18 protein-coding genes are annotated in these 16,978 nt (G+C 55.4%); 15 read left to right on the forward strand and 3 right to left on the reverse strand.

Annotated elements, in window-relative coordinates; translation table 11 throughout:
* Window positions 1–131 precede the first annotated feature (131 nt).
* The gene (locus AVO44_RS04535) at window positions 132–662 is read right to left on the reverse strand and encodes a tautomerase family protein (protein WP_233421919.1); all 531 of its coding nucleotides are present in this window, start codon (window positions 660–662) and stop codon (window positions 132–134) included.
* A gap of 137 nt (window positions 663–799) precedes the next feature.
* Here AVO44_RS04535 and AVO44_RS04540 point away from each other — a divergent pair, with 137 nt between their 5' ends.
* Window positions 800–1,657, forward strand: coding sequence for a LysR family transcriptional regulator (locus tag AVO44_RS04540; protein ID WP_068333219.1), 858 nt, complete (start codon window positions 800–802; stop codon window positions 1,655–1,657).
* A 127-nt stretch (window positions 1,658–1,784) separates the two neighbouring features.
* On the opposite strand, the gene AVO44_RS04545 is transcribed toward AVO44_RS04540, so the two are convergent.
* Complete coding sequence (locus AVO44_RS04545) at window positions 1,785–2,243, reverse strand: fasciclin domain-containing protein (RefSeq protein ID WP_082677385.1); 459 nt, start codon at window positions 2,241–2,243, stop codon at window positions 1,785–1,787.
* A gap of 103 nt (window positions 2,244–2,346) precedes the next feature.
* Here AVO44_RS04545 and AVO44_RS04550 point away from each other — a divergent pair, with 103 nt between their 5' ends.
* Window positions 2,347–3,105, forward strand: a complete 759-nt coding sequence (locus AVO44_RS04550) for a hypothetical protein (RefSeq protein WP_157769926.1) — start codon at window positions 2,347–2,349, stop codon at window positions 3,103–3,105.
* Window positions 3,106–3,638: 533 nt separating this feature from the next.
* Window positions 3,639–4,577, forward strand: a complete 939-nt coding sequence (locus tag AVO44_RS04555; RefSeq protein ID WP_157769927.1) for a DMT family transporter — start codon at window positions 3,639–3,641, stop codon at window positions 4,575–4,577.
* Between the two features lie 66 nt (window positions 4,578–4,643).
* Here AVO44_RS04555 and AVO44_RS04560 read toward each other — a convergent pair whose 3' ends face one another.
* Entirely contained in the window at window positions 4,644–5,666 is a 1,023-nt protein-coding gene (locus tag AVO44_RS04560) for a permease (RefSeq protein ID WP_068333229.1), read from the reverse strand.
* A gap of 85 nt (window positions 5,667–5,751) precedes the next feature.
* On the opposite strand from AVO44_RS04560, the gene AVO44_RS04565 reads away from it, so the two are divergent.
* The 12 genes from AVO44_RS04565 (at window position 5,752) to AVO44_RS04620 (ending at window position 16,871) form a co-directional block, all read left to right on the forward strand.
* Window positions 5,752–6,609, forward strand: coding sequence for a LysR family transcriptional regulator (locus tag AVO44_RS04565; RefSeq protein ID WP_068333231.1), 858 nt, complete (start codon window positions 5,752–5,754; stop codon window positions 6,607–6,609).
* A 417-nt stretch (window positions 6,610–7,026) separates the two neighbouring features.
* A complete protein-coding gene (locus AVO44_RS04570; RefSeq protein ID WP_082677387.1) occupies window positions 7,027–7,920 on the forward strand; it encodes a MotA/TolQ/ExbB proton channel family protein in 894 nt (297 codons plus the stop codon).
* A 3-nt stretch (window positions 7,921–7,923) separates the two neighbouring features.
* Window positions 7,924–8,298, forward strand: a complete 375-nt coding sequence (locus tag AVO44_RS04575; RefSeq protein ID WP_068333234.1) for an ExbD/TolR family protein — start codon at window positions 7,924–7,926, stop codon at window positions 8,296–8,298.
* Between the two features lie 5 nt (window positions 8,299–8,303).
* Complete coding sequence (locus AVO44_RS04580; RefSeq protein WP_068333236.1) at window positions 8,304–8,687, forward strand: ExbD/TolR family protein; 384 nt, start codon at window positions 8,304–8,306, stop codon at window positions 8,685–8,687.
* Complete coding sequence (locus AVO44_RS04585) at window positions 8,684–9,613, forward strand: energy transducer TonB family protein (protein ID WP_068333240.1); 930 nt, start codon at window positions 8,684–8,686, stop codon at window positions 9,611–9,613. Before AVO44_RS04580 ends, AVO44_RS04585 begins: the two co-directional genes overlap by 4 nt.
* A 303-nt stretch (window positions 9,614–9,916) precedes the next feature.
* Complete coding sequence (locus AVO44_RS04590) at window positions 9,917–10,975, forward strand: LacI family DNA-binding transcriptional regulator (RefSeq protein ID WP_068333243.1); 1,059 nt, start codon at window positions 9,917–9,919, stop codon at window positions 10,973–10,975.
* A gap of 90 nt (window positions 10,976–11,065) precedes the next feature.
* On the forward strand, window positions 11,066–12,046 hold the full coding sequence (locus AVO44_RS04595; protein ID WP_068333245.1) for a TRAP transporter substrate-binding protein: 981 nt from the start codon (window positions 11,066–11,068) through the stop codon (window positions 12,044–12,046).
* Window positions 12,047–12,151: 105 nt separating this feature from the next.
* Complete coding sequence (locus AVO44_RS04600) at window positions 12,152–12,733, forward strand: TRAP transporter small permease (RefSeq protein ID WP_068333248.1); 582 nt, start codon at window positions 12,152–12,154, stop codon at window positions 12,731–12,733.
* Between the two features lies 1 nt (window position 12,734).
* On the forward strand, window positions 12,735–14,051 hold the full coding sequence (locus tag AVO44_RS04605) for a TRAP transporter large permease (protein WP_068333251.1): 1,317 nt from the start codon (window positions 12,735–12,737) through the stop codon (window positions 14,049–14,051).
* Window positions 14,052–14,056: 5 nt separating this feature from the next.
* The gene (locus AVO44_RS04610) at window positions 14,057–14,971 is read left to right on the forward strand and encodes a 2-hydroxyacid dehydrogenase (protein ID WP_233421920.1); all 915 of its coding nucleotides are present in this window, start codon (window positions 14,057–14,059) and stop codon (window positions 14,969–14,971) included.
* Window positions 14,968–15,906 (forward strand): sugar kinase, encoded by a 939-nt coding sequence (locus tag AVO44_RS04615; protein ID WP_068333257.1) that lies wholly within the window; start codon window positions 14,968–14,970, stop codon window positions 15,904–15,906. Before AVO44_RS04610 ends, AVO44_RS04615 begins: the two co-directional genes overlap by 4 nt.
* Window positions 15,906–16,871, forward strand: a complete 966-nt coding sequence (locus tag AVO44_RS04620) for a Gfo/Idh/MocA family protein (RefSeq protein WP_068333260.1) — start codon at window positions 15,906–15,908, stop codon at window positions 16,869–16,871. The genes AVO44_RS04615 and AVO44_RS04620 overlap by 1 nt, the downstream gene beginning before the upstream one ends.
* Window positions 16,872–16,978 lie beyond the last annotated feature (107 nt).

Raw genomic sequence — 16,978 nt, forward strand, 5'->3', positions numbered from 1 at the left:
ACCGTCTAAGCTTACACGGGAAATCCGCGCGTTCCGTCAACTGGGGGGACGCGATCTTAGCCCTCCCCCATCCGTGCTTTTTTTACCGTCGCGGCGCAGAGCGCAGGACGCAGCAAGACGGCTGACACTGATCAAAGGTTTTGGGCCTTGTGGTTCGCATATTGCGCAATTCCATTGCCCAACGACCAGTTTTCTTTTACCCCCTCCACGATGTTGATGAAAACATCCTCGGCGCGCATACCGGGGTTTTGGCAAAGCAGTTCAACCGTCCTCGCGTACAAAGCCTTTTTCTGCTCGGGGGTCCTACTGTTCATTGCACTGATCTGGATAAAGATGACATCATCACTTCGAGCGATGTTCAGGTAACTCGCGCCGTAGCGAAAGTTTGATGGACCGTGCTCTGTGATCGTCATGAACTGATCATCTTCCGGCACGCTGAACGTGTCTCGCATCGCTTGGTAAACGCCATCGAAAATAGCTTGGCGGTAATGATCGGACTTCCCTTTGCGAAGCGAAATGTGAACTAGCGGCATATCTGTTCCTTTCTGCGTGCAGTTTGTTGTTTCGGCTTGGGAGATTTTCACGCGGCGATGATCAGAGTTCGATCGTTGTGACATCAATTGGATGGGACTTGATTTTCGCAATTGCAGGGTATGAAGCACCAATCATGTTTCAGGTCACTTTTGTCTCGCGCATCTTGTTGGGGCACTCATCGTCTCGATAATCTCTGGCCCATAGGATCAAGAGCTTATACATTAAGAAACGCGATCCATAATAATAACAAAGATAAGTGTAGGAAATGATAGAACGCCGCCTTGATCTCGATGCTGTGCAGGCATTTGTGTACATAGCCGAGCTGGATAGTTTCACGCGCGCAGCCGACGCTTTGAGCACGACGCAATCAGCAGTAAGTTTGAAGCTTAAGCGCCTGGAAGAAAGACTTGGCTGTCGATTGATCGAAAGATCCCCCCGTCACGTGCAATTGTCACCGAAGGGAGAGGCATTCCTTTTTCATGCCCGCGAGCTTTTGGCGGCCCACGACCGCGCCTGCGCAGCCTTTGCCGAGGCCAGACAACGGATCGTCATTGGAATAAGCGATCACGTTGCAGGTCCGGAACTTCCGACATTGATTGCAAGAATGAACGCACAAGACCCTCGGCTTTTGATCGAAGTACGGATCGGGTCTTCAGGCGATCTGCTACAGAGTTATGACCGCCGCGAACTTGATGCGGCGATTTTGCGCCTGCATGTCGGACGAAGCGACGGTCAGGTTATTGCCCAAGAAAAATTCGGCTGGTATGCGGCACCAACTTGGAAGCGCCGCGCGGGAGAGCCGCTGCCCCTTGCAACGCTGGCGGAACCTTGTGGCGTCAGGGTCTTGGCAGGACAGCTTTTGGATGATGCAGGCGTTCCCTGGACCGAGGTTTTTGTTGGGGGCGGCGTAGCTGCCGTTTCAGCCGCCGTGACAGCCGGGCTGGGTGTTTCAGCGTTGGCGAAAAGGATGTTGCCGTTGGGCGCAAAAGATGTCGGAAGAGAACTGGGGCTTCCGGAACTGCCGCGCTTGCCCGTCCTGCTTCACTCCAGACTCAAAGATGGCAAGCCCAAAGAAGCGATCGCGGCGCTTGCTGCAGCTTTTCGAAGCGTGGTGCGTGATTAGCGCATTGCGGCATCCTGTGTGTCGCGTTAAGGCCTTGGGGGGCTAGCCAGAGGTGGGTTCTACTGGCCTGAGAACAAAAAGATGGGCGAAGGCGGGAACCGCCTTCACCCTGTGTCAAAGCATTTGCTTATTTAGGGACCAGAACCGAGTCCACAACGTGAATGACGCCGTTGGACTGGTTAACATCTGCAATTGTGATCTTTCCGGCGTTGCCGCTTTCATCGTACACAAACAGAGTGTTTCCCCGCACCTGCGCTGACAAAGCATCACCTGAGAGGGTGTCCAGATGCACAAAGCCGTCTTGGCTTCGCTTGGCCATTTTCATCAGATCAGCGCCCGACAATTTGCCCGCAACAACATGGGCGGTCAGTACTTTAGTCAGGGTGTCTTTGTTTTCGGGCTTCAACAGCGTTTCGACCGTACCATCGGGCAACGCATCAAAAGCGGCATTGACTGGGGCAAATACGGTGAACGGACCTTCACCCATCAGAGCGTCGACAAGACCTGCTGCCTTCACGGCAGCCACAAGCGTGGTGTGATCGGCGGAATTAACCGCGTTTTCGATGATGTTCTTGTCTGCAAACATGGTTGCGCCTCCAACGTTTGGATTGCCGTAAGCATTGAGCCGCAGGGCGGTTCACCCACCGGAGCACCAACCGGCGCCGTCATCGCAGTAGGAGCGTTGCAGGATGTATAATCTAGTCTCAGCCATTCTTTGGGTTTGCATAGGTGCTTTGCCGGTTACGTCCCATGAAATGTGGATCGAGGCCCCCGCCAAGACTTCGCCTGAAGGCCAATATACAACACCCGTTGTCTTCATTGGTGAAGAACTGGAAGGGAAACGCTATGTCTTTGATCCGGTCAAGTTTGAACAGGCCATCTGGGCCGGACCAGAGACAACAAGTGATTTACGTTTAAACACGCGATCACAGGGGGACGTGCGACTTGATGCATTTGGGTATGGGCTGCACATCCTCGCATTGCAAAGCTATCCGGGGAAACACTTGTATCCGACCGAGAGTGCGTTTTTGAAGTTTGTCCGATCTGTCGGGCTTGAAGGCCGTGTGAACACAGCCCAACCAAGCGTCACAGAGGACGGGTACGTTCACGAAACTTACCAGCGCTATGCAAAGACGCTCGTACGTTTCGATGGCAAGAACCAGTCTGACAAACGCGTAGGGCTGGAAAAGGAGTGGGTGCGCGAGCAAGTCGGGTTCCGGCTCTACTCTGGGCGAAAGACTGTCGAAAACCAGCCTGCTTGGCTGTATTGCCGCCCGTCAGACGGCGGAGAGGTGAAAACAGCCCTGCTGGAAACTGACGATACTGGCCTCGTACATGCTGAGCTTCCTGCGCAGTCTCAGTGTTTGTTGAATGCGGTCATTCTCCGCCAACAAGCCGATGGCAGTTGGTTCAGCGAATGGGTTTCGACCTTCTTTGATACCAAATAACGGATTGTGCAACCTGCATCAGGACCGCTGGCGCGTTGTATGACGACGCACCCGCCACATAGGGCGGGCAGAAGATGGGAAACGGCCGCAGAAGTGATCCTACTGGGCTTTGGCCCGTCACGAAGTCCATACCGAACAAGAAACTCAGAAGCCAGTTGCGCGATATTCGAAATTCAAATTTCTGAAATTGGAAGGACCCATTTCTAAAATTCCGACGGCGACCTTACCTATGGTGTGACGCATTCGAGGTCAAACCGCTGCACAGGGGTTTGTGACCTCGCCCGCGATGCGACTGTAAAAGAACCCCATCTTGAGGGAGTAATGCACCTTTTGAATTGGTCGAAGATTGTGTCAGTTTGCGCTGCCTACGCAGAGGGTCGCGGAACCAACTTTGAATCTTGTACCGGCGCTAGATTATTTTGCATTCTATGGCTTGCAACTGACAAAGCCTTTCTGTCCGTAGCCTTGAACGCCGGTAGTGGCAACAGATACGCAGCTGGACCGATGCGTCCCTTTGGGCAGTGTTGCGCTTGATGGTATCAGAACCTCAACCTTCTACAGGCTTTTCACGATCAGGGTCGTACATCCGAGCAGCGATCTGGACATTGCTGGGCGCGCTATTCTTTGCCTTGATGAATGCGGCAGCCAAACATCTTGGCGTTTCAGGTCAGCAATCTGCATCAGAGGTCAAAGACACGATGCAGACGATACCCGTTTTCCAGATCACCTTTGCACGCTATGCCGTCGCGGCCTTGGTCATGCTGCCGTTGATGTTTTTTCGGCCAACGCGGTTCCGTATCGTGTCACCATCGCGGTATCTTGTCCGGACTATCGCGGGATTTGGGGGGATCGCACTCATGTTTGCAGCGATTCAAACAATCCCGCTCGCGTCTGCGACTGCGATTGGTTTCACCAGCCCGATCTTTGCGATGGTGTTTTCCGCTCTTTTCTTACAAGAACGTGTACCGAAACTCAGGTGGTGGGCAGCAGCTATCGGGCTTGTTGGCGCATTGATCATCGCGTCGCCGGCTTCCGGTGTCGCAATCGGTGGGGCAATCATCGCGCTTGCTGCGGCGGCATTTATGGGCGCCGAAATCGTCAGCGTGAAATGGTTGGCTCAAACGACGGACGGGCCGGTTACCATATTGTTTTTCAGCAATCTAACAGGCGTCTTAGTTTCGGCGGTGTTCATGCTTTCGGACTTTGTTTGGCCCGCGCTGGATCAAGCTATTGTTCTGGTGCTGCTTGGTTCAGTCGCGATCCTTGGCCAGGCCTGCTTTATCCGCGCGGCAAAGCTTGAGGACGCAAACTTCCTGGCCCCGTTCTTCTACGTCTCTCTGTTCTACGCGGCAGTCATCGGATACGTCGTATTCAACGAAACACTGTCGTGGCCCGTTGTCAGCGGGTGTCTGATCATACTGGCAAGCGCCGCTGTCATGCTGATGGCCGGGAAGAAAACTCTATCCAGATAAACAAGTTTGCTATCACCCCCTCAAGCCTCTGAGATTTCATGGGCCTCTGCAGCATCCGCACGAATTTCACATCACCCAGCCGAACACATACCCCGCCAGAAGTGATCCCAGAACCGCGAGCAGAAGGTAAAGCAAGAACGGTTTAGGCTTGAGAATAGGCGCAATCGCCAGTGCCCCCCAAATACTGACAACACCGCCCGAGATCAGGAAGGCCATGGCGGCACCGGGTGACATTCCGTTGTCAAGCAATCCACGCGTCAACGGTAACGCCGCGTACCCATCCACATAGGCCGGGGCACCGATGAAAACTGCAACCGGTATCGACCACCACTGATCCTCACCCACATAATCAGCAAGCGACCCCGGGGTCAGCGCCGCGTTCAAAGCATACTCAGCCGCGAACGCGGGGATCAGACAGATCAGGATGAGCCGCGTCGTCGCCCGGATTTGAACAAAAAAGGACCGTTGGCGCGTCTCTCTTCGCCAAACCCACGGATCAAAGGTTTCTTCGCCGCCACAGCGCGCAGCGCTGAGTTGTCGCGCCAGACCGTTGTCGCGCAGCGCGTTCAGCGCCCACGGCGATCCGGCAAACAGTCCTGTTATTGCGCCGCCGAACAAGCCCAACCCTACCGCCGCAAGGGATTTGCCAATTGCAAAGCTCAGGCCAAGGGTCGCAGCCGTTGTTGCAAGCATTGCTGGGTCTGTTATCGGAGAGGACAACCAAAACGCCATAATCGGGGCAAGCGGTACACCTGCGGCCAACAACCCTGCCATCAAGGGCAATACAGTCACACCGCAGACGGGTGTAATGGCACCAATAATGGATGCGGCCACCACGGTTCGAAACGTCTTTCCCTCAAACGCTTTGGATATGTGTGCATCGGCTCCGCTGGCGATGATCCATGCTGCGACAAGAATTCCCGGAATGACGATCGGGGCGACGACAACAAGGCTCCAGAAAACGAATCTTGCAACGCTCCCGATGTGGTTCGGCCAAGTAAGGCCAAGCGCCGCTAAAAGTACAATTGACAGGCCCCAAAGGACATATTTCCTTGGCGATTTCTTGAAATCAGCAGTGATGTCGGTCATTGGCTTCCCCTTCGGCATTGAAAAGTAGTAACGAGACTGCCATTTGAGAAACGCATAATTCTAATTTCGGCTATCGAGAAAATGAATGGAGCATCTGGACAGCGATTTATTGCGAACCTTTGTCGCCGTGGCGGAAGCCGGCAGTGTTACCGACGGTGCCAGCCGTATTTTTCGATCTCAATCCGCCACCAGCCTTCAGATAAAGCGTCTTGAGGCCATTCTCGGGCAACCGGTCTTTGAACGACACGGGCGTGGAGTTTCTCTGAGCGATACTGGCCGTCAATTGTTGCCGGTCGCGCGGGATGTGACAGAACGCCTTGACACGCTGCTGCAAGAAATCTCGCTCAATGCGGTAACCGGTAAACTGCACCTTGGCATACCGGACGATCACGGCAAGGCGAAGCTGACCGAAATCATAGCCGCATTCACCCGGCAGCATCCGAAAGTGGAATTAGAAGTAACTTGCGCATCAAGCACCGGATTTCCGGACGCGCTGGCGAAAAGATCGCTGGACCTTGCAATTTATGAAGTGGAAAATCCGGCACAGAATGAAGAGGTTCTATTCGAAGACCCGACGTCCTGGGTATCATCTGTGCATAGGGACTTTACCACAGAGTGCGTCCTGCCGGTGGCCTTGTTCGACCACGCCTGCTGGTGGCGTGACGTGGCGGTAAAGTCCTTGAATGAAAGGAAAAAACCATATCGGGTGGTGTATTCAAGCCCAAGCGTCCATGGCGTCATGGCCGCGGTTGAAGCGGGGATTGCGGTCAGTCTGATGGGCCGATCCGCGCTTCATCCTGGTCTTTCCACTGTAAGCAATTCGCTGGGCTTCGGTCAGGTGCCGACATCGAAACTTGTCATGGCGGCAAGCAACTCGCAGGATACCGGGCCTCGGGACGCCATGAAAGCAGCTATTCGCAACACATTCATGGCTGCCACTTAAAAAGTAGTCGCGGCGAAGACTCCGGTATCACTTTGTTTGGAGCTCCACCGAGTGATCCATTTGAAATGAATGCGATAACGCGAACAAGGTCATGGGCCAACCGACCCCGTCGCACGGCCTTACATAACCTGCCGCAGGTCGTATTCTTTTGAACAAGGTTGTCTCTCTACGTGTTTTAGTCGTCGATAATTCATCTTTGATTGGCTTTGCACCTATTGAATGCCGGGATACAGCGGTCCTCGATTTCTTGACAGGAATAGTCAAGTTGACTATCGCAACGCCTGCAAACAAAGCCAGTCCAGTATTTAGGCAAGCAGGACTTGCAGGGCCCACCGCACATTTGGCAACAACGGTGATGTGGTCGATGGCGCGAATACATTCAGCACATCTGAGGTGAAAAGAGGGGCACGGCAAGTTATGATAGTCACAACATGGGCGCGCTCAATGGTTGCAATCGCGGTTCTGTGCACGGGCGCTGCGCATGCCCAGGAAACTTCTGTCTTGCCCACGGAACAACAAGTACCACCTGAGGTGTCCCTAACAGAGCAGCCCAAAGCTGTAAATCCTGCGGAAATTTTGATTAATCTGGGTGAGGATGCGACAGGGGAAACTCTGACACAAGACAATCAACAGCAAGTTCCGAGTGAACCTGTTTTCCAAGCTGAACAAGCCGTAAAGCGGATGATGGACTTCCTTCGAAACGGTGGCCCGGCGATTTGGGCCATTTCCGCCCTTTCGGTTGTTACGCTTGCGCTTATCCTTTGGAAAACCTGGCGATTGGCGCTTGTCGGCGCATGGTCGCACGGCAAGGCGATCGATGCGGTCGAAGCCTTTGAGCGGGGGGACAAAGCACAAGCGCTAGGGTTTGTAGAAGGACGCCGCGGAATTCGGTCGCGGGTTGTGGAAACGACACTCAAGAGTTTCGAAGGCCTGCCCGAAGACAGCGTAAGAGAAGAAACCGCACGTGTTGCCAAGCGAGAACTGGCATCCGCGAGGGTCGGCTTGGGTGCACTGGAACTGATTTCGACAATTGCACCGCTATTGGGCCTTCTGGGCACAGTGCTTGGCATGATTGCTGCGTTTCAGGCGCTGCAGGCAGCAGGGTCGCAAGCTGACCCGGCATTGCTGGCCGGTGGCATCTGGGAGGCGTTGCTGACCACCGCCGCTGGCATGGCTGTGGCGATACCCGCATCTGCGTCGCTGACATGGTTTGAGGCAGTCATCGAACGTATGCGAAGAGATGTGGAAGACAATGCAACGCGCATTTTTATTGCGGCCCGCCCAGACAAAATAAGTATAGCGGCAGCGTGAGTCATGAATCTTACCGAACCCGCTCGTCCCCGGCGCAAACCCAGCCTGACCCCCATGATCGACGTGGTCTTTTTGCTGTTGGTGTTTTTCATGTTGGCATCCCGTTTTGGCGTTGAAGCGATGTTGCCGCTGCCCTTGGCCTCGTCCGGAGGGGCAAGTTACAACGGTCCGCCCCGCCTTGTGGATATTTTGCCGGATGGTGTGATGTTGAATGGGCAGCCGGTTGCTAACCTGCCTGAGGCACTTAAGCCTTTGACTACGCAGCCCACGGACCTGATCATCCTACGCGGAAAGGACGATGCGACCCTGCAGCGTGTGGTTACAGTCACCGAACAGCTGCGTGCGGCGGGGTTCACATCGCTGGTATTGGTGGAATAAGCGGGATGGATCTGAACGAACCACCAAAGAAGCGACGTGCCGAATCCATCGTGCCGATGATTAACGTGGTTTTTCTGCTGTTGATTTTCTTTTTGATGACATCACAGCTGTTGCGCCCCGAACCATTCGACGTCACCCCGCCAGAGGCTGCCACCCAGGCCGAGGTGAAAGCCCATCCGATTTTGTTTGTCACCTCTGAGGGGCGGCTGTCTTTTGACGGCGCCGAGGGCGAGGATGCAATTGCCGCCATCGCCGCGCAAAGCCGTGCATCGGATGTCATCCAGATTCGTGCTGATGCAAATCTAAAAGCCGCTGCGTTTGCGCGAATTCTACAAAACCTTGCTGCTGTCGGGCTGTCCCGCGTTGAACTCGTGGTGTCAAAGAAATGAGCCGGGGGATCGAAATTGCCGTTTTTGTCGCCCTTGCGCTGTCCATCCACGTCATGTTGTTCGGCCTGAGGCCCACAGGCGGAGTTGAGGCCGGTGGCGTCGATGGTGATGCTACTATCTCGATCGAAGGGGCTACATCCGCCATAACAGAGATGGTCGAACAGTGGGAACGCCCTGTTCCCCAAATTCCACAGCCGACCAATGCACCTTTTTTACCTGACCCTTTGGAGTCCCTCCAGCCTCCCAATCTTGAGCTTCCCGAAGCTCCGCGCGCTGATCTGAAAATTGCTGCATTGCCTACGCTTGAACCGGATGAGTTGAGTCTTGATATTCCGCAACCACCTCCACCGCCGACCGAACCCCAATTCGAAGTTGAAGAAGCCGCAACACAACAGCCTGACCCACTTTCGCCCCCACCCAAGCGTGGACTATCGGAGCTTGCTCCTGAGTCGTCTCCGAGGCCGTCCGAGCGGCCCGAACGGCGGGTAAAAAAGGAACCTGAACCGCAACCTGAAGCGGCAGAGAAAGCCGATCAACCCAGTGCGGGACGCGCAGCCCAAAAAGCCGCCGGGACAGGAGGTGGCGCCCAAGCCGGCAATTCCGGCTCGGCGCAGACAACAACTGCATCAACTGGAAAGCAGAAAGAGCTTGAGGCAATCTGGGGGGCTAAAATTCGATCACGGATTGAGCGGGCCAAGCGCTATCCACGCGGCGCGCGCGAGCCAGGCCAAGTCAGTTTGACAATATCCATAGGCAGCGATGGTCGTCTTTTGGCTGTCAACGTTGTCCGGTCGTCAGGAAACTTAGAACTTGATCAAGCCGCCGTGGCCGCAGTTCGGCGCGCTAGCAGATTCCCAGCTGCACCAAGGGGACTGGCGGGCGACTCGTTTACATTCAGTTTGAGTGTCATGCTCCAGAGGAATTAGGTCTGGCAAAAAGGTAACCTGACCGACCGAGTAATTTCCGACTCAACGATGGAAGGTGAACCGATAGCGGCCGAAGACTTTAGAAGCCAAAGCATTGGTGAACCACCGTTCCGTGACAGCCTAACCATCGCAACCTTCTGATTTAAATATAATAACGTTGCTGGGATTGCAGGACCATTCCCCTCAACTCACCATTGGTCAAACTGTTTTAGGGCCTGTGATTGACAACATTAATCGTTTAAGTTAATTCACCAAAACTTTCCCGGCGCAGGTCGCCTATGATGAAGGCAAACAGTTTAACCGATGAAGTCCACCTCAGACCCTGCCCGACGGATAAAGCTTGGCGACATCGCTCAGCGCCTCGGCATATCGACTGCTGCGGTCTCGATGGCGTTACGTGGCGGCTCGGGCGTCTCTCAGGCGACAAAACAGCGGGTCGAAGCGGTAGCGCAGGAACTGGGCTATGTCTACGACAGGGGCGCAGCGCGTCTGCGCACTGGTCAATCAAATACCGTTGGGGTCGTGATTGGGACGTTGTCCAACAGCTTCTTCGGTGAGCTCGTTTGTGGTGTCGACGAGATAATCGGCGAAGCGCGTAAAATCTCGTTTCTTCTGAACACCCGCGAAGACGCAGAGCGTCAAAAAGAATTACTTGTCAGGATGCGTGAGCAATCGGTTGATGGGCTGATCCTGTGTCCGGCCCCGGGAACACGCAGCGACCTTCTTGAAACGATGCACGACTGGGGCATACCTGTCATTCAGATGCTGCGTTCTGTTTCTGACACCAAGGGTGACTTCGTCAGCGCGGACTACCAAACCGGCATCGAGACATTGTGCGCTCACCTGATCCGACTTGGCCACAAGCGTATCGCATTCCTTGGCGGAAACCTTGATCACTCGGCCACGCGCCAGCGCATCAAAGGCTTCAAGGCCGCGCTCGACCGTGCTCAACTGCCTTCGGATCTGATCGTGAAAACGGCAAGCGACAGTAGCGGAGGGCGCGACGGCGCGGCCAAGTTGTTGAGTTCCGAGAACCCACCCACGGCCATCGCATGTTTCAACGACCGTGTCGCACTTGGCGCAATGGCTGCTGTGCGTGCAGCGGGCCTTGTACCCGGGCGCGACATTGCAGTGACAGGCTTTGACAACATTAATGCCGGTGCCGAAGCATACCCCGCCCTCACGACTGTCGAAACACATGCGCGTGATATCGGGCGTGAGGCCGGGCGGCTTCTGTTGCGTCGCATCGAAGGCCCCACAATGTCGAATGAAAGGATCATCGTGCCCACACGGCTGATCATCCGAGAGTCCTGCGGCGCGACGCTTGCCTCCAGAGACATTGAGGGAACAGGCGAGACCTGATCCAGACCGACACACCGCACTTTCGCTTAGGCAATAACGCCAATCCACAAGTAGGGAGGACCCACTGTGAAATTATCCAAGAAACTCTCAATGCTCGTTGCGAGCGCGACACTGGCCTTTGCCGCTGGCAGCGCCAGCGCGGCCGACCTCACGCTGCGATTTGGCCATCTTGGTGCCGAAGACACGGCATACCAGGCCGGTGCGCTGGAGTTTAAGCGGCTGGCCGAAGAGTATTCGGATGGCGCCATCGAGGTCCAGATCTTCCCAAACGGCGTTCTGGGTGGTGAAAGCCAGATGTTTGAACAACAAATGGCAGGTGCGCTTGATGTCTCGGTCATCAACCCAGGAAACATAACGGATTTCGCACCAACAGCGAATATCTTTACGTTTCCGTTCCTTTACAAGGACGAAGCCCATTGGCAATCCGTTCTTTCGGGTGAAGTTGGCCGCGACATTGCCGACATTTTGAAAGAGGAAAGCAGCGTTCAGGTCATCGGGTATTTCGGTGGCGGTAAGCGGCAGGTCGTGTCCAACCGTCCGCTCGAGTCGCTTGAAGACCTGGCTGATATGAAACTGCGGACCAACCCGACCGACCCGCTAATTGCGTCCTGGAGTGCTTTGGGCACCCGTCCGACCAACTTTGCCTGGAAAGAAATCTACACAGGTCTTCAACTGGGCTCGATCGACGGGCTGTTGAACGAAGCCGAGTGGATTCACCGGATGCGGTTCCACGAAGTTGCACCGCATATCGGGTTGTCCGAACATGACATCACTGTGCGCCTGGTTACATTCTCGGGTGCAACCTGGGACCGTATGACCGATGAACAGCGCGACGTCGTCCTGCGTGCAGGTGCCGAAGCGTCCGCCCTCGCCCGCGAGGTTCAGCTTCGCCAGGATGCCGAAGCCATGGAGCTTTTGAAAGCCGAAGGCGCAATCCTGTACAAAATGGATCGCGAAAAAATGCAGGAGATGGTTCGCCCCGCAGTGCTCGACGTAGCCGGACGCATGGGGCTGGCGGAACTTTATGATCGGATTCAGGCAAGCGCGGCTGACGACGCAAGCGGCAGCTAAGTCGCCCTGATCTTTCGGGCCAGCCCCAGATGTGGGTTGGCCCACTTTTCACAACATCGAAACTTCGCGGACGTCTGCACATGCAGATGACAAGGAGGGTGCGTCATGCTTCGTGGTCTCGACGCCTTTAACAAACGGCTGGAAAAAGTCTTGGAGTGGGTTCTGCTCGGCCTGCTGGGACTGTTTCTAAGCCTCATTCTCTATCAAGTCGTCAGTCGCAACCTGCCAGTCCTGCCTACGATCTATTGGACCGAAGAGTTTTCGCGCTTTTCTTTCCAATGGGCGATCATGTTGGGCACGGCGCTTGGTGTTTATCACTTCGACCACTTTGTGCTGGATGCTTTCCCAAAGAATTCGCGGATTGACAGGTTCACGCGGTATTCACGTGAAGTCGTACTTGTCATCATTGCGGTCTTTTTCATCTGGTCCGGCTGGGAATTCGCCGAAACCGGCTGGCGGCGTCGGTCTACTGCGGCACAGCTTCCGATGTTTTGGGTCTATGTCTGCTTTTTCGCATCCGGCGTTCTTATGGCTTTGTTCTCGCTTCAAAGACTACTGACGCTTGTGACCAAAGGATTGGACGCGATGGAGCATGAGCTGAACGCGTCGCCAACAGAAGAAGTGGCGTTACAGGAAAGCGATACAGTCCCCAGCATTGCCGTTGACACTCAATCAGAGGATCGCTGAGATGTTGGGTCCTGACTTCTACTTCATCTTTCCATGGCTGCTTTTTGGCCTGCTGTTTCTATACATCACGCTTGGTATTCCGATTGCCTTCAGCCTTGTGCTTGCCGCGATGTCCATGGTGTTCCTGGATGATCGCGTCACCGCCTGGGTCGTGTTTCAACGGATGTACAACGGCATGGACAGCTTTGTCCTTCTGGCCGTTCCAATTTTTCTTTTGGCCGGAAACCTGATCAACAAGGCCGAAGTTACCGACAAGCTCATCCGCTTTGCCCTGAACATTTTTGGCAGGTTCAAGGGTGCGCTTGCGAATGTGAATGTCGCTGTTTCGATCATGTTTGCGGGGGTCTCGGGCTCGTCCACCGCGGACAGTGCCGGGGTTGGCGCGATCCTTATTCCGTCGATGAAACGCGAAGGATACCCCACCCCATTTGCCGTTGCGGTAACGGCCGCTTCTTCGGTGATCGGAATTATCATACCGCCCTCAATCAACATGATCGTCTGGGGCGCGTTGACCAACACGTCGATCGGCGGGTTGTTCCTGGCTGGAATTGTGCCCGGTCTCTTGCTTGGGCTATCGCAATTTGCCGTGAATTACTGGTTTGTCGGCAAATACGACGTCCCGGTTCACGAACCAGCACCCATGCGCGAGGTTCTGTCGTCGGCGCGCGATGGCCTGCTTGCTGCGGCTATCCCGGTTATCATCATCGGAGGTATCCGGATCGGTATATTCACCCCGACCGAGGCTGCCGTCATCGCGGTTCTCTATGCGTTGTTCCTGGGCTTTGTCGTGTACCGCACCTTAAACGGGCGTAAGGTTTTGGAAGCATCCAGTGCAACGGTACGGCTGGCGTCGCTCTCGCTTTTCAGCTTGGTCGGAGCGTCGGTCTTCGGCTACCTGATTTCCTTCTATCAAATCCCCCCGATGCTGATGGGTGGCATTGAGATCGGCAACCCAACGGTTCTTTTGATCGTCATGGCGCTTGTCATGTTGCTGATTGGAACCTTCATGGACAGCTTGCCTGCCATGGCAATCTTGGCACCGCTGTTTCTACCACTTGCCCTGTCTGCCGGGATTCACCCGGTCCATTTTGGCATCGTTGGTGTCATGGCTCTGGGCTTCGGGCTGATTACGCCACCGTACGGCCTGTGCCTGATGATCGCTTCCAAGATCGGGGGTATCGCCCTGCTTAAATCAATGGGGCCGACATTGGTGTACCTGACCGGCATGCTGGTTGTTTTACTTGCGATCATCGTTTTCCCCGAGATCACGCTGGGCCTTCCCCGTTGGATTGCACCTGAAATGATTGGACTGCGCTAATGTTAATGCTCCGCTCACCATTGCAGCCGCCTCAGATCACGGATGAAATCCGCGCGCGCTTTGATACGCGTGACGAGGCCGAGGCCTTGGCAATGCCCGAAAAAATCACCGCAGTTGCAACCAAAGGTGACATCGGGTTGCCGGGCGAGGTTATGGCGCAATTCCCCTCGCTGCGCATGATTGCGGTTTATGGAGTAGGTGTGGACAAGATTGACCTTGCCCAGGCACGGGATCGGGGTATCGCAATAACCACGACACCCGGTGTGCTGACCGACGCCGTGGCCGAGCAGGCGATTGCGCTGATCCTTGCTGCAACCCGGCGCATCGCGGAAGGCGACCGCCATGTCCGGACAGGGGCCTGGGCCAAGGGGAAACTGGGTCTTGGCTACAGCATCCGTGGGCGCACCTTGGGTGTGCTGGGCTATGGCCGTATCGGTCGGCGCATCGCTGAACTGGCACGGGCCATAGGGATGGACATTTTGTACACCGATCTTCAGGCGGTTGAGGGGGAAGAGGATGCCTTTCGATCCAGCCCTGCCGCGCTGGCGCAAGATAGCGATATATTGGTGATTGCCGCAGCTGGCGGTTCCGGAACGGACGGGCTTGTCGACCAAAAGGTTCTGGCGGCACTGGGTCCAAACGGCCTTCTGGTTAATGTCGCGCGCGGCAGTGTCGTGAACGAAGAAGATCTGATCGCCGCGCTGAACACTGGTGGCATTGCTGGCGCTGCGCTTGATGTGTTCCAGAATGAACCAAACCCGCGCCCCGACCTTTTGAAAATGCCAAATGTTGTTCTAACGCCGCATCTGGCATCTGCGACCATTGACGCGCGGCTTGCAATGGGACGGCTGGTTATTGACAATCTGGCGGCGTTTTTCCACGACCGGCCGCTTGTTACGCCTCTTGAGGTGCTGTCATGAAGACAGTGATCGCCATTGGGGAACCCCTCATCGAATTCACCCAGTCTGACGCAGACGCAGATATTTATCGCCGAGGCTTGGGCGGGGATACTTTGAACACCGCCGTCTATCTCGCGCGGCTGATTGGGCCCGGTGCTGTCTCGTACATGACACGGCTCGGCAAAGACACGCAGTCCCGTTGGATTATTGAGACGCTGTCCCAAAATGGCGTCGGTTGCGGCTTGCTTCGTCAGTCAGAGACCGGCGCGCCAGGTATTAGCATGATAGAATGCGACGCGACCGGAGAGCGTTCGTTCACCTATTGGCGCAGCCAAAGCCCGGCCAGACAGATGTTCGCCCTTGATGATGGAGAGGACCTTGCACTGGACAAGGCTGAAGGGCTTTTTGTGTCTGCTGTGACGCTTGCCATAATCGAACCGGCAGGTCGCGAGCGGCTGTATAACGCCATGAAACGGGCCCGTGCACGCGGCGCGGACATTTGGTTGGATCTCAACTATAGACCGCAGCTTTGGAACTCCGCCAGTGTCGCGCGCGAGACTATTGCGCGTTTCATTAAGCTTGCCTCGACGGTTCTTCCTTCTTTCGACGATGTTGCAGCGCTTTGGGGCGCAGATACACCAGAGGCGGGTTTGGAAGTACTTTCGTCCCTCGGTGCAACAGAAATTCTTCTGAAAACCGGCGGTGGTCCTGTCTATCACCGTGACCCTGACGGCACCCTGAAAGTTCCCATGCTGCGCAATGAGAGACCCGTCGACACTACCGGCGCAGGTGACAGCTTTAACGCAGGCTATATCGCCGCAAGACTTACCGGCAAACCCGTTTCCGAAGCGATTGAGCTGGGGCATGAGTTGGCTTCGGTCGTTATTTTGCACAAGGGGGCAATCATCCCGCGTGCCGCCATGCCCGCAATGTCAGAAGAAAGTGAGGCTGTGTGATGGATCGTATCAGATGGGGCATCATTGGATGCGGAGACGTAACCGAGGTTAAAAGCGGCCCGGGATTTCAAAAGGCCTCAAATACGGCGCTCACGGTGGTTATGCGGCGCAATCGCGATCTTGCGGCGGACTACGCAAACCGTCACGGGGTTCCCGAGTGGACGGGCGATGCCGAGACGCTTGCATTCTCACCCAATGTGGATGCAATTTACATCGCAACTCCGCCAGACACGCACCTTGCGCTCACGGAACTTGCAGCACAGGCAGGTAAGCCGATCCTCGTTGAAAAGCCGCTTGCCAACCGCCTTGCCGATGCCGAGCGCATGGGAGAGTACTGCGCCGAACGCAGAGTACGCCTGTTTTGCGCATTCTACCGACGGGCGCTGCCAAGATTTCTGAAGATCAAGGACTTGCTTGATACAGGGGCCATCGGACAACCCAAGTCCTTCAAAATCATGCATGCAAAAGCCCCGCCGAGCGAAGAAGAAGTCGGGTGGCGTCATGCACCGGGCGCAGGTGACGGTGGAATATTCATGGACATGGGGAGCCATGCGATTGACCTTACCCAGTTTTTGCTGGGGCATCTTACCGAATGCAGAGGTATCGCGAAAAACATCTCAGGGCAGTTTGATGTACCCGACGAAGTGACAGCCTCATTTCAGACAGAAACGGGTGTGACAGGCACCGGTGAATGGGTATACCACAAACACGCCCACGCTGACCGCATCCATATAGAAGGCGAGGCCGGATCACTTGCGTTTTCGGTGTTCGACTCCGAACCGGTTCTGTTGACTTCAGCGGACGGTACGCGCCGGATCGAGGCGGATCTGCCGCCGCATGTGCACCAACCGATGATCCAAGCGGTCACGAACGCCATCGCAACTGGCGCTTCCAGTCCAAACGATTTCTCGGAATCTATACGCACGTCGCGTTGTCTGGATACGATCCTTTGTGGGTGCCGCTGATCCTGAAACCCAATCGGTAGGGAAGAGGAAATGACTGAAGTGAGGTTCGGGCAAGACGACCCCGAACCCCGCTGGCGGTGTTTTCGCAACCCTCAGACATATCGCCG

The sequence above is a fragment of the Ruegeria profundi genome, from assembly GCF_001507545.1.
Taxonomy (GTDB): Bacteria; Pseudomonadota; Alphaproteobacteria; order Rhodobacterales; family Rhodobacteraceae; genus Ruegeria; species Ruegeria profundi.

Excerpts from the sequence above, each read along its gene's own strand:
- AVO44_RS04540 (WP_068333219.1), top strand. The coding sequence starts at position 800 with ATGATAGAACGCCGCCTTGATCTCGATGCTGTGCAGGCATTTGTGTAC.
- AVO44_RS04545 (WP_082677385.1), bottom strand. The coding sequence starts at position 2,243 with ATGTTTGCAGACAAGAACATCATCGAAAACGCGGTTAATTCCGCCGAT.
- AVO44_RS04550 (WP_157769926.1), top strand. The coding sequence starts at position 2,347 with ATGTATAATCTAGTCTCAGCCATTCTTTGGGTTTGCATAGGTGCTTTG.
- AVO44_RS04555 (WP_157769927.1), top strand. The coding sequence starts at position 3,639 with ATGGTATCAGAACCTCAACCTTCTACAGGCTTTTCACGATCAGGGTCG.
- AVO44_RS04560 (WP_068333229.1), bottom strand. The coding sequence starts at position 5,666 with ATGACCGACATCACTGCTGATTTCAAGAAATCGCCAAGGAAATATGTC.
- AVO44_RS04565 (WP_068333231.1), top strand. The coding sequence starts at position 5,752 with ATGGAGCATCTGGACAGCGATTTATTGCGAACCTTTGTCGCCGTGGCG.
- AVO44_RS04570 (WP_082677387.1), top strand. The coding sequence starts at position 7,027 with ATGATAGTCACAACATGGGCGCGCTCAATGGTTGCAATCGCGGTTCTG.
- AVO44_RS04575 (WP_068333234.1), top strand. The coding sequence starts at position 7,924 with ATGAATCTTACCGAACCCGCTCGTCCCCGGCGCAAACCCAGCCTGACC.
- AVO44_RS04580 (WP_068333236.1), top strand. The coding sequence starts at position 8,304 with ATGGATCTGAACGAACCACCAAAGAAGCGACGTGCCGAATCCATCGTG.
- AVO44_RS04585 (WP_068333240.1), top strand. The coding sequence starts at position 8,684 with ATGAGCCGGGGGATCGAAATTGCCGTTTTTGTCGCCCTTGCGCTGTCC.
- AVO44_RS04590 (WP_068333243.1), top strand. The coding sequence starts at position 9,917 with ATGAAGTCCACCTCAGACCCTGCCCGACGGATAAAGCTTGGCGACATC.
- AVO44_RS04595 (WP_068333245.1), top strand. The coding sequence starts at position 11,066 with ATGCTCGTTGCGAGCGCGACACTGGCCTTTGCCGCTGGCAGCGCCAGC.
- AVO44_RS04600 (WP_068333248.1), top strand. The coding sequence starts at position 12,152 with ATGCTTCGTGGTCTCGACGCCTTTAACAAACGGCTGGAAAAAGTCTTG.
- AVO44_RS04605 (WP_068333251.1), top strand. The coding sequence starts at position 12,735 with ATGTTGGGTCCTGACTTCTACTTCATCTTTCCATGGCTGCTTTTTGGC.
- AVO44_RS04610 (WP_233421920.1), top strand. The coding sequence starts at position 14,057 with ATGCTCCGCTCACCATTGCAGCCGCCTCAGATCACGGATGAAATCCGC.
- AVO44_RS04615 (WP_068333257.1), top strand. The coding sequence starts at position 14,968 with ATGAAGACAGTGATCGCCATTGGGGAACCCCTCATCGAATTCACCCAG.
- AVO44_RS04620 (WP_068333260.1), top strand. The coding sequence starts at position 15,906 with ATGGATCGTATCAGATGGGGCATCATTGGATGCGGAGACGTAACCGAG.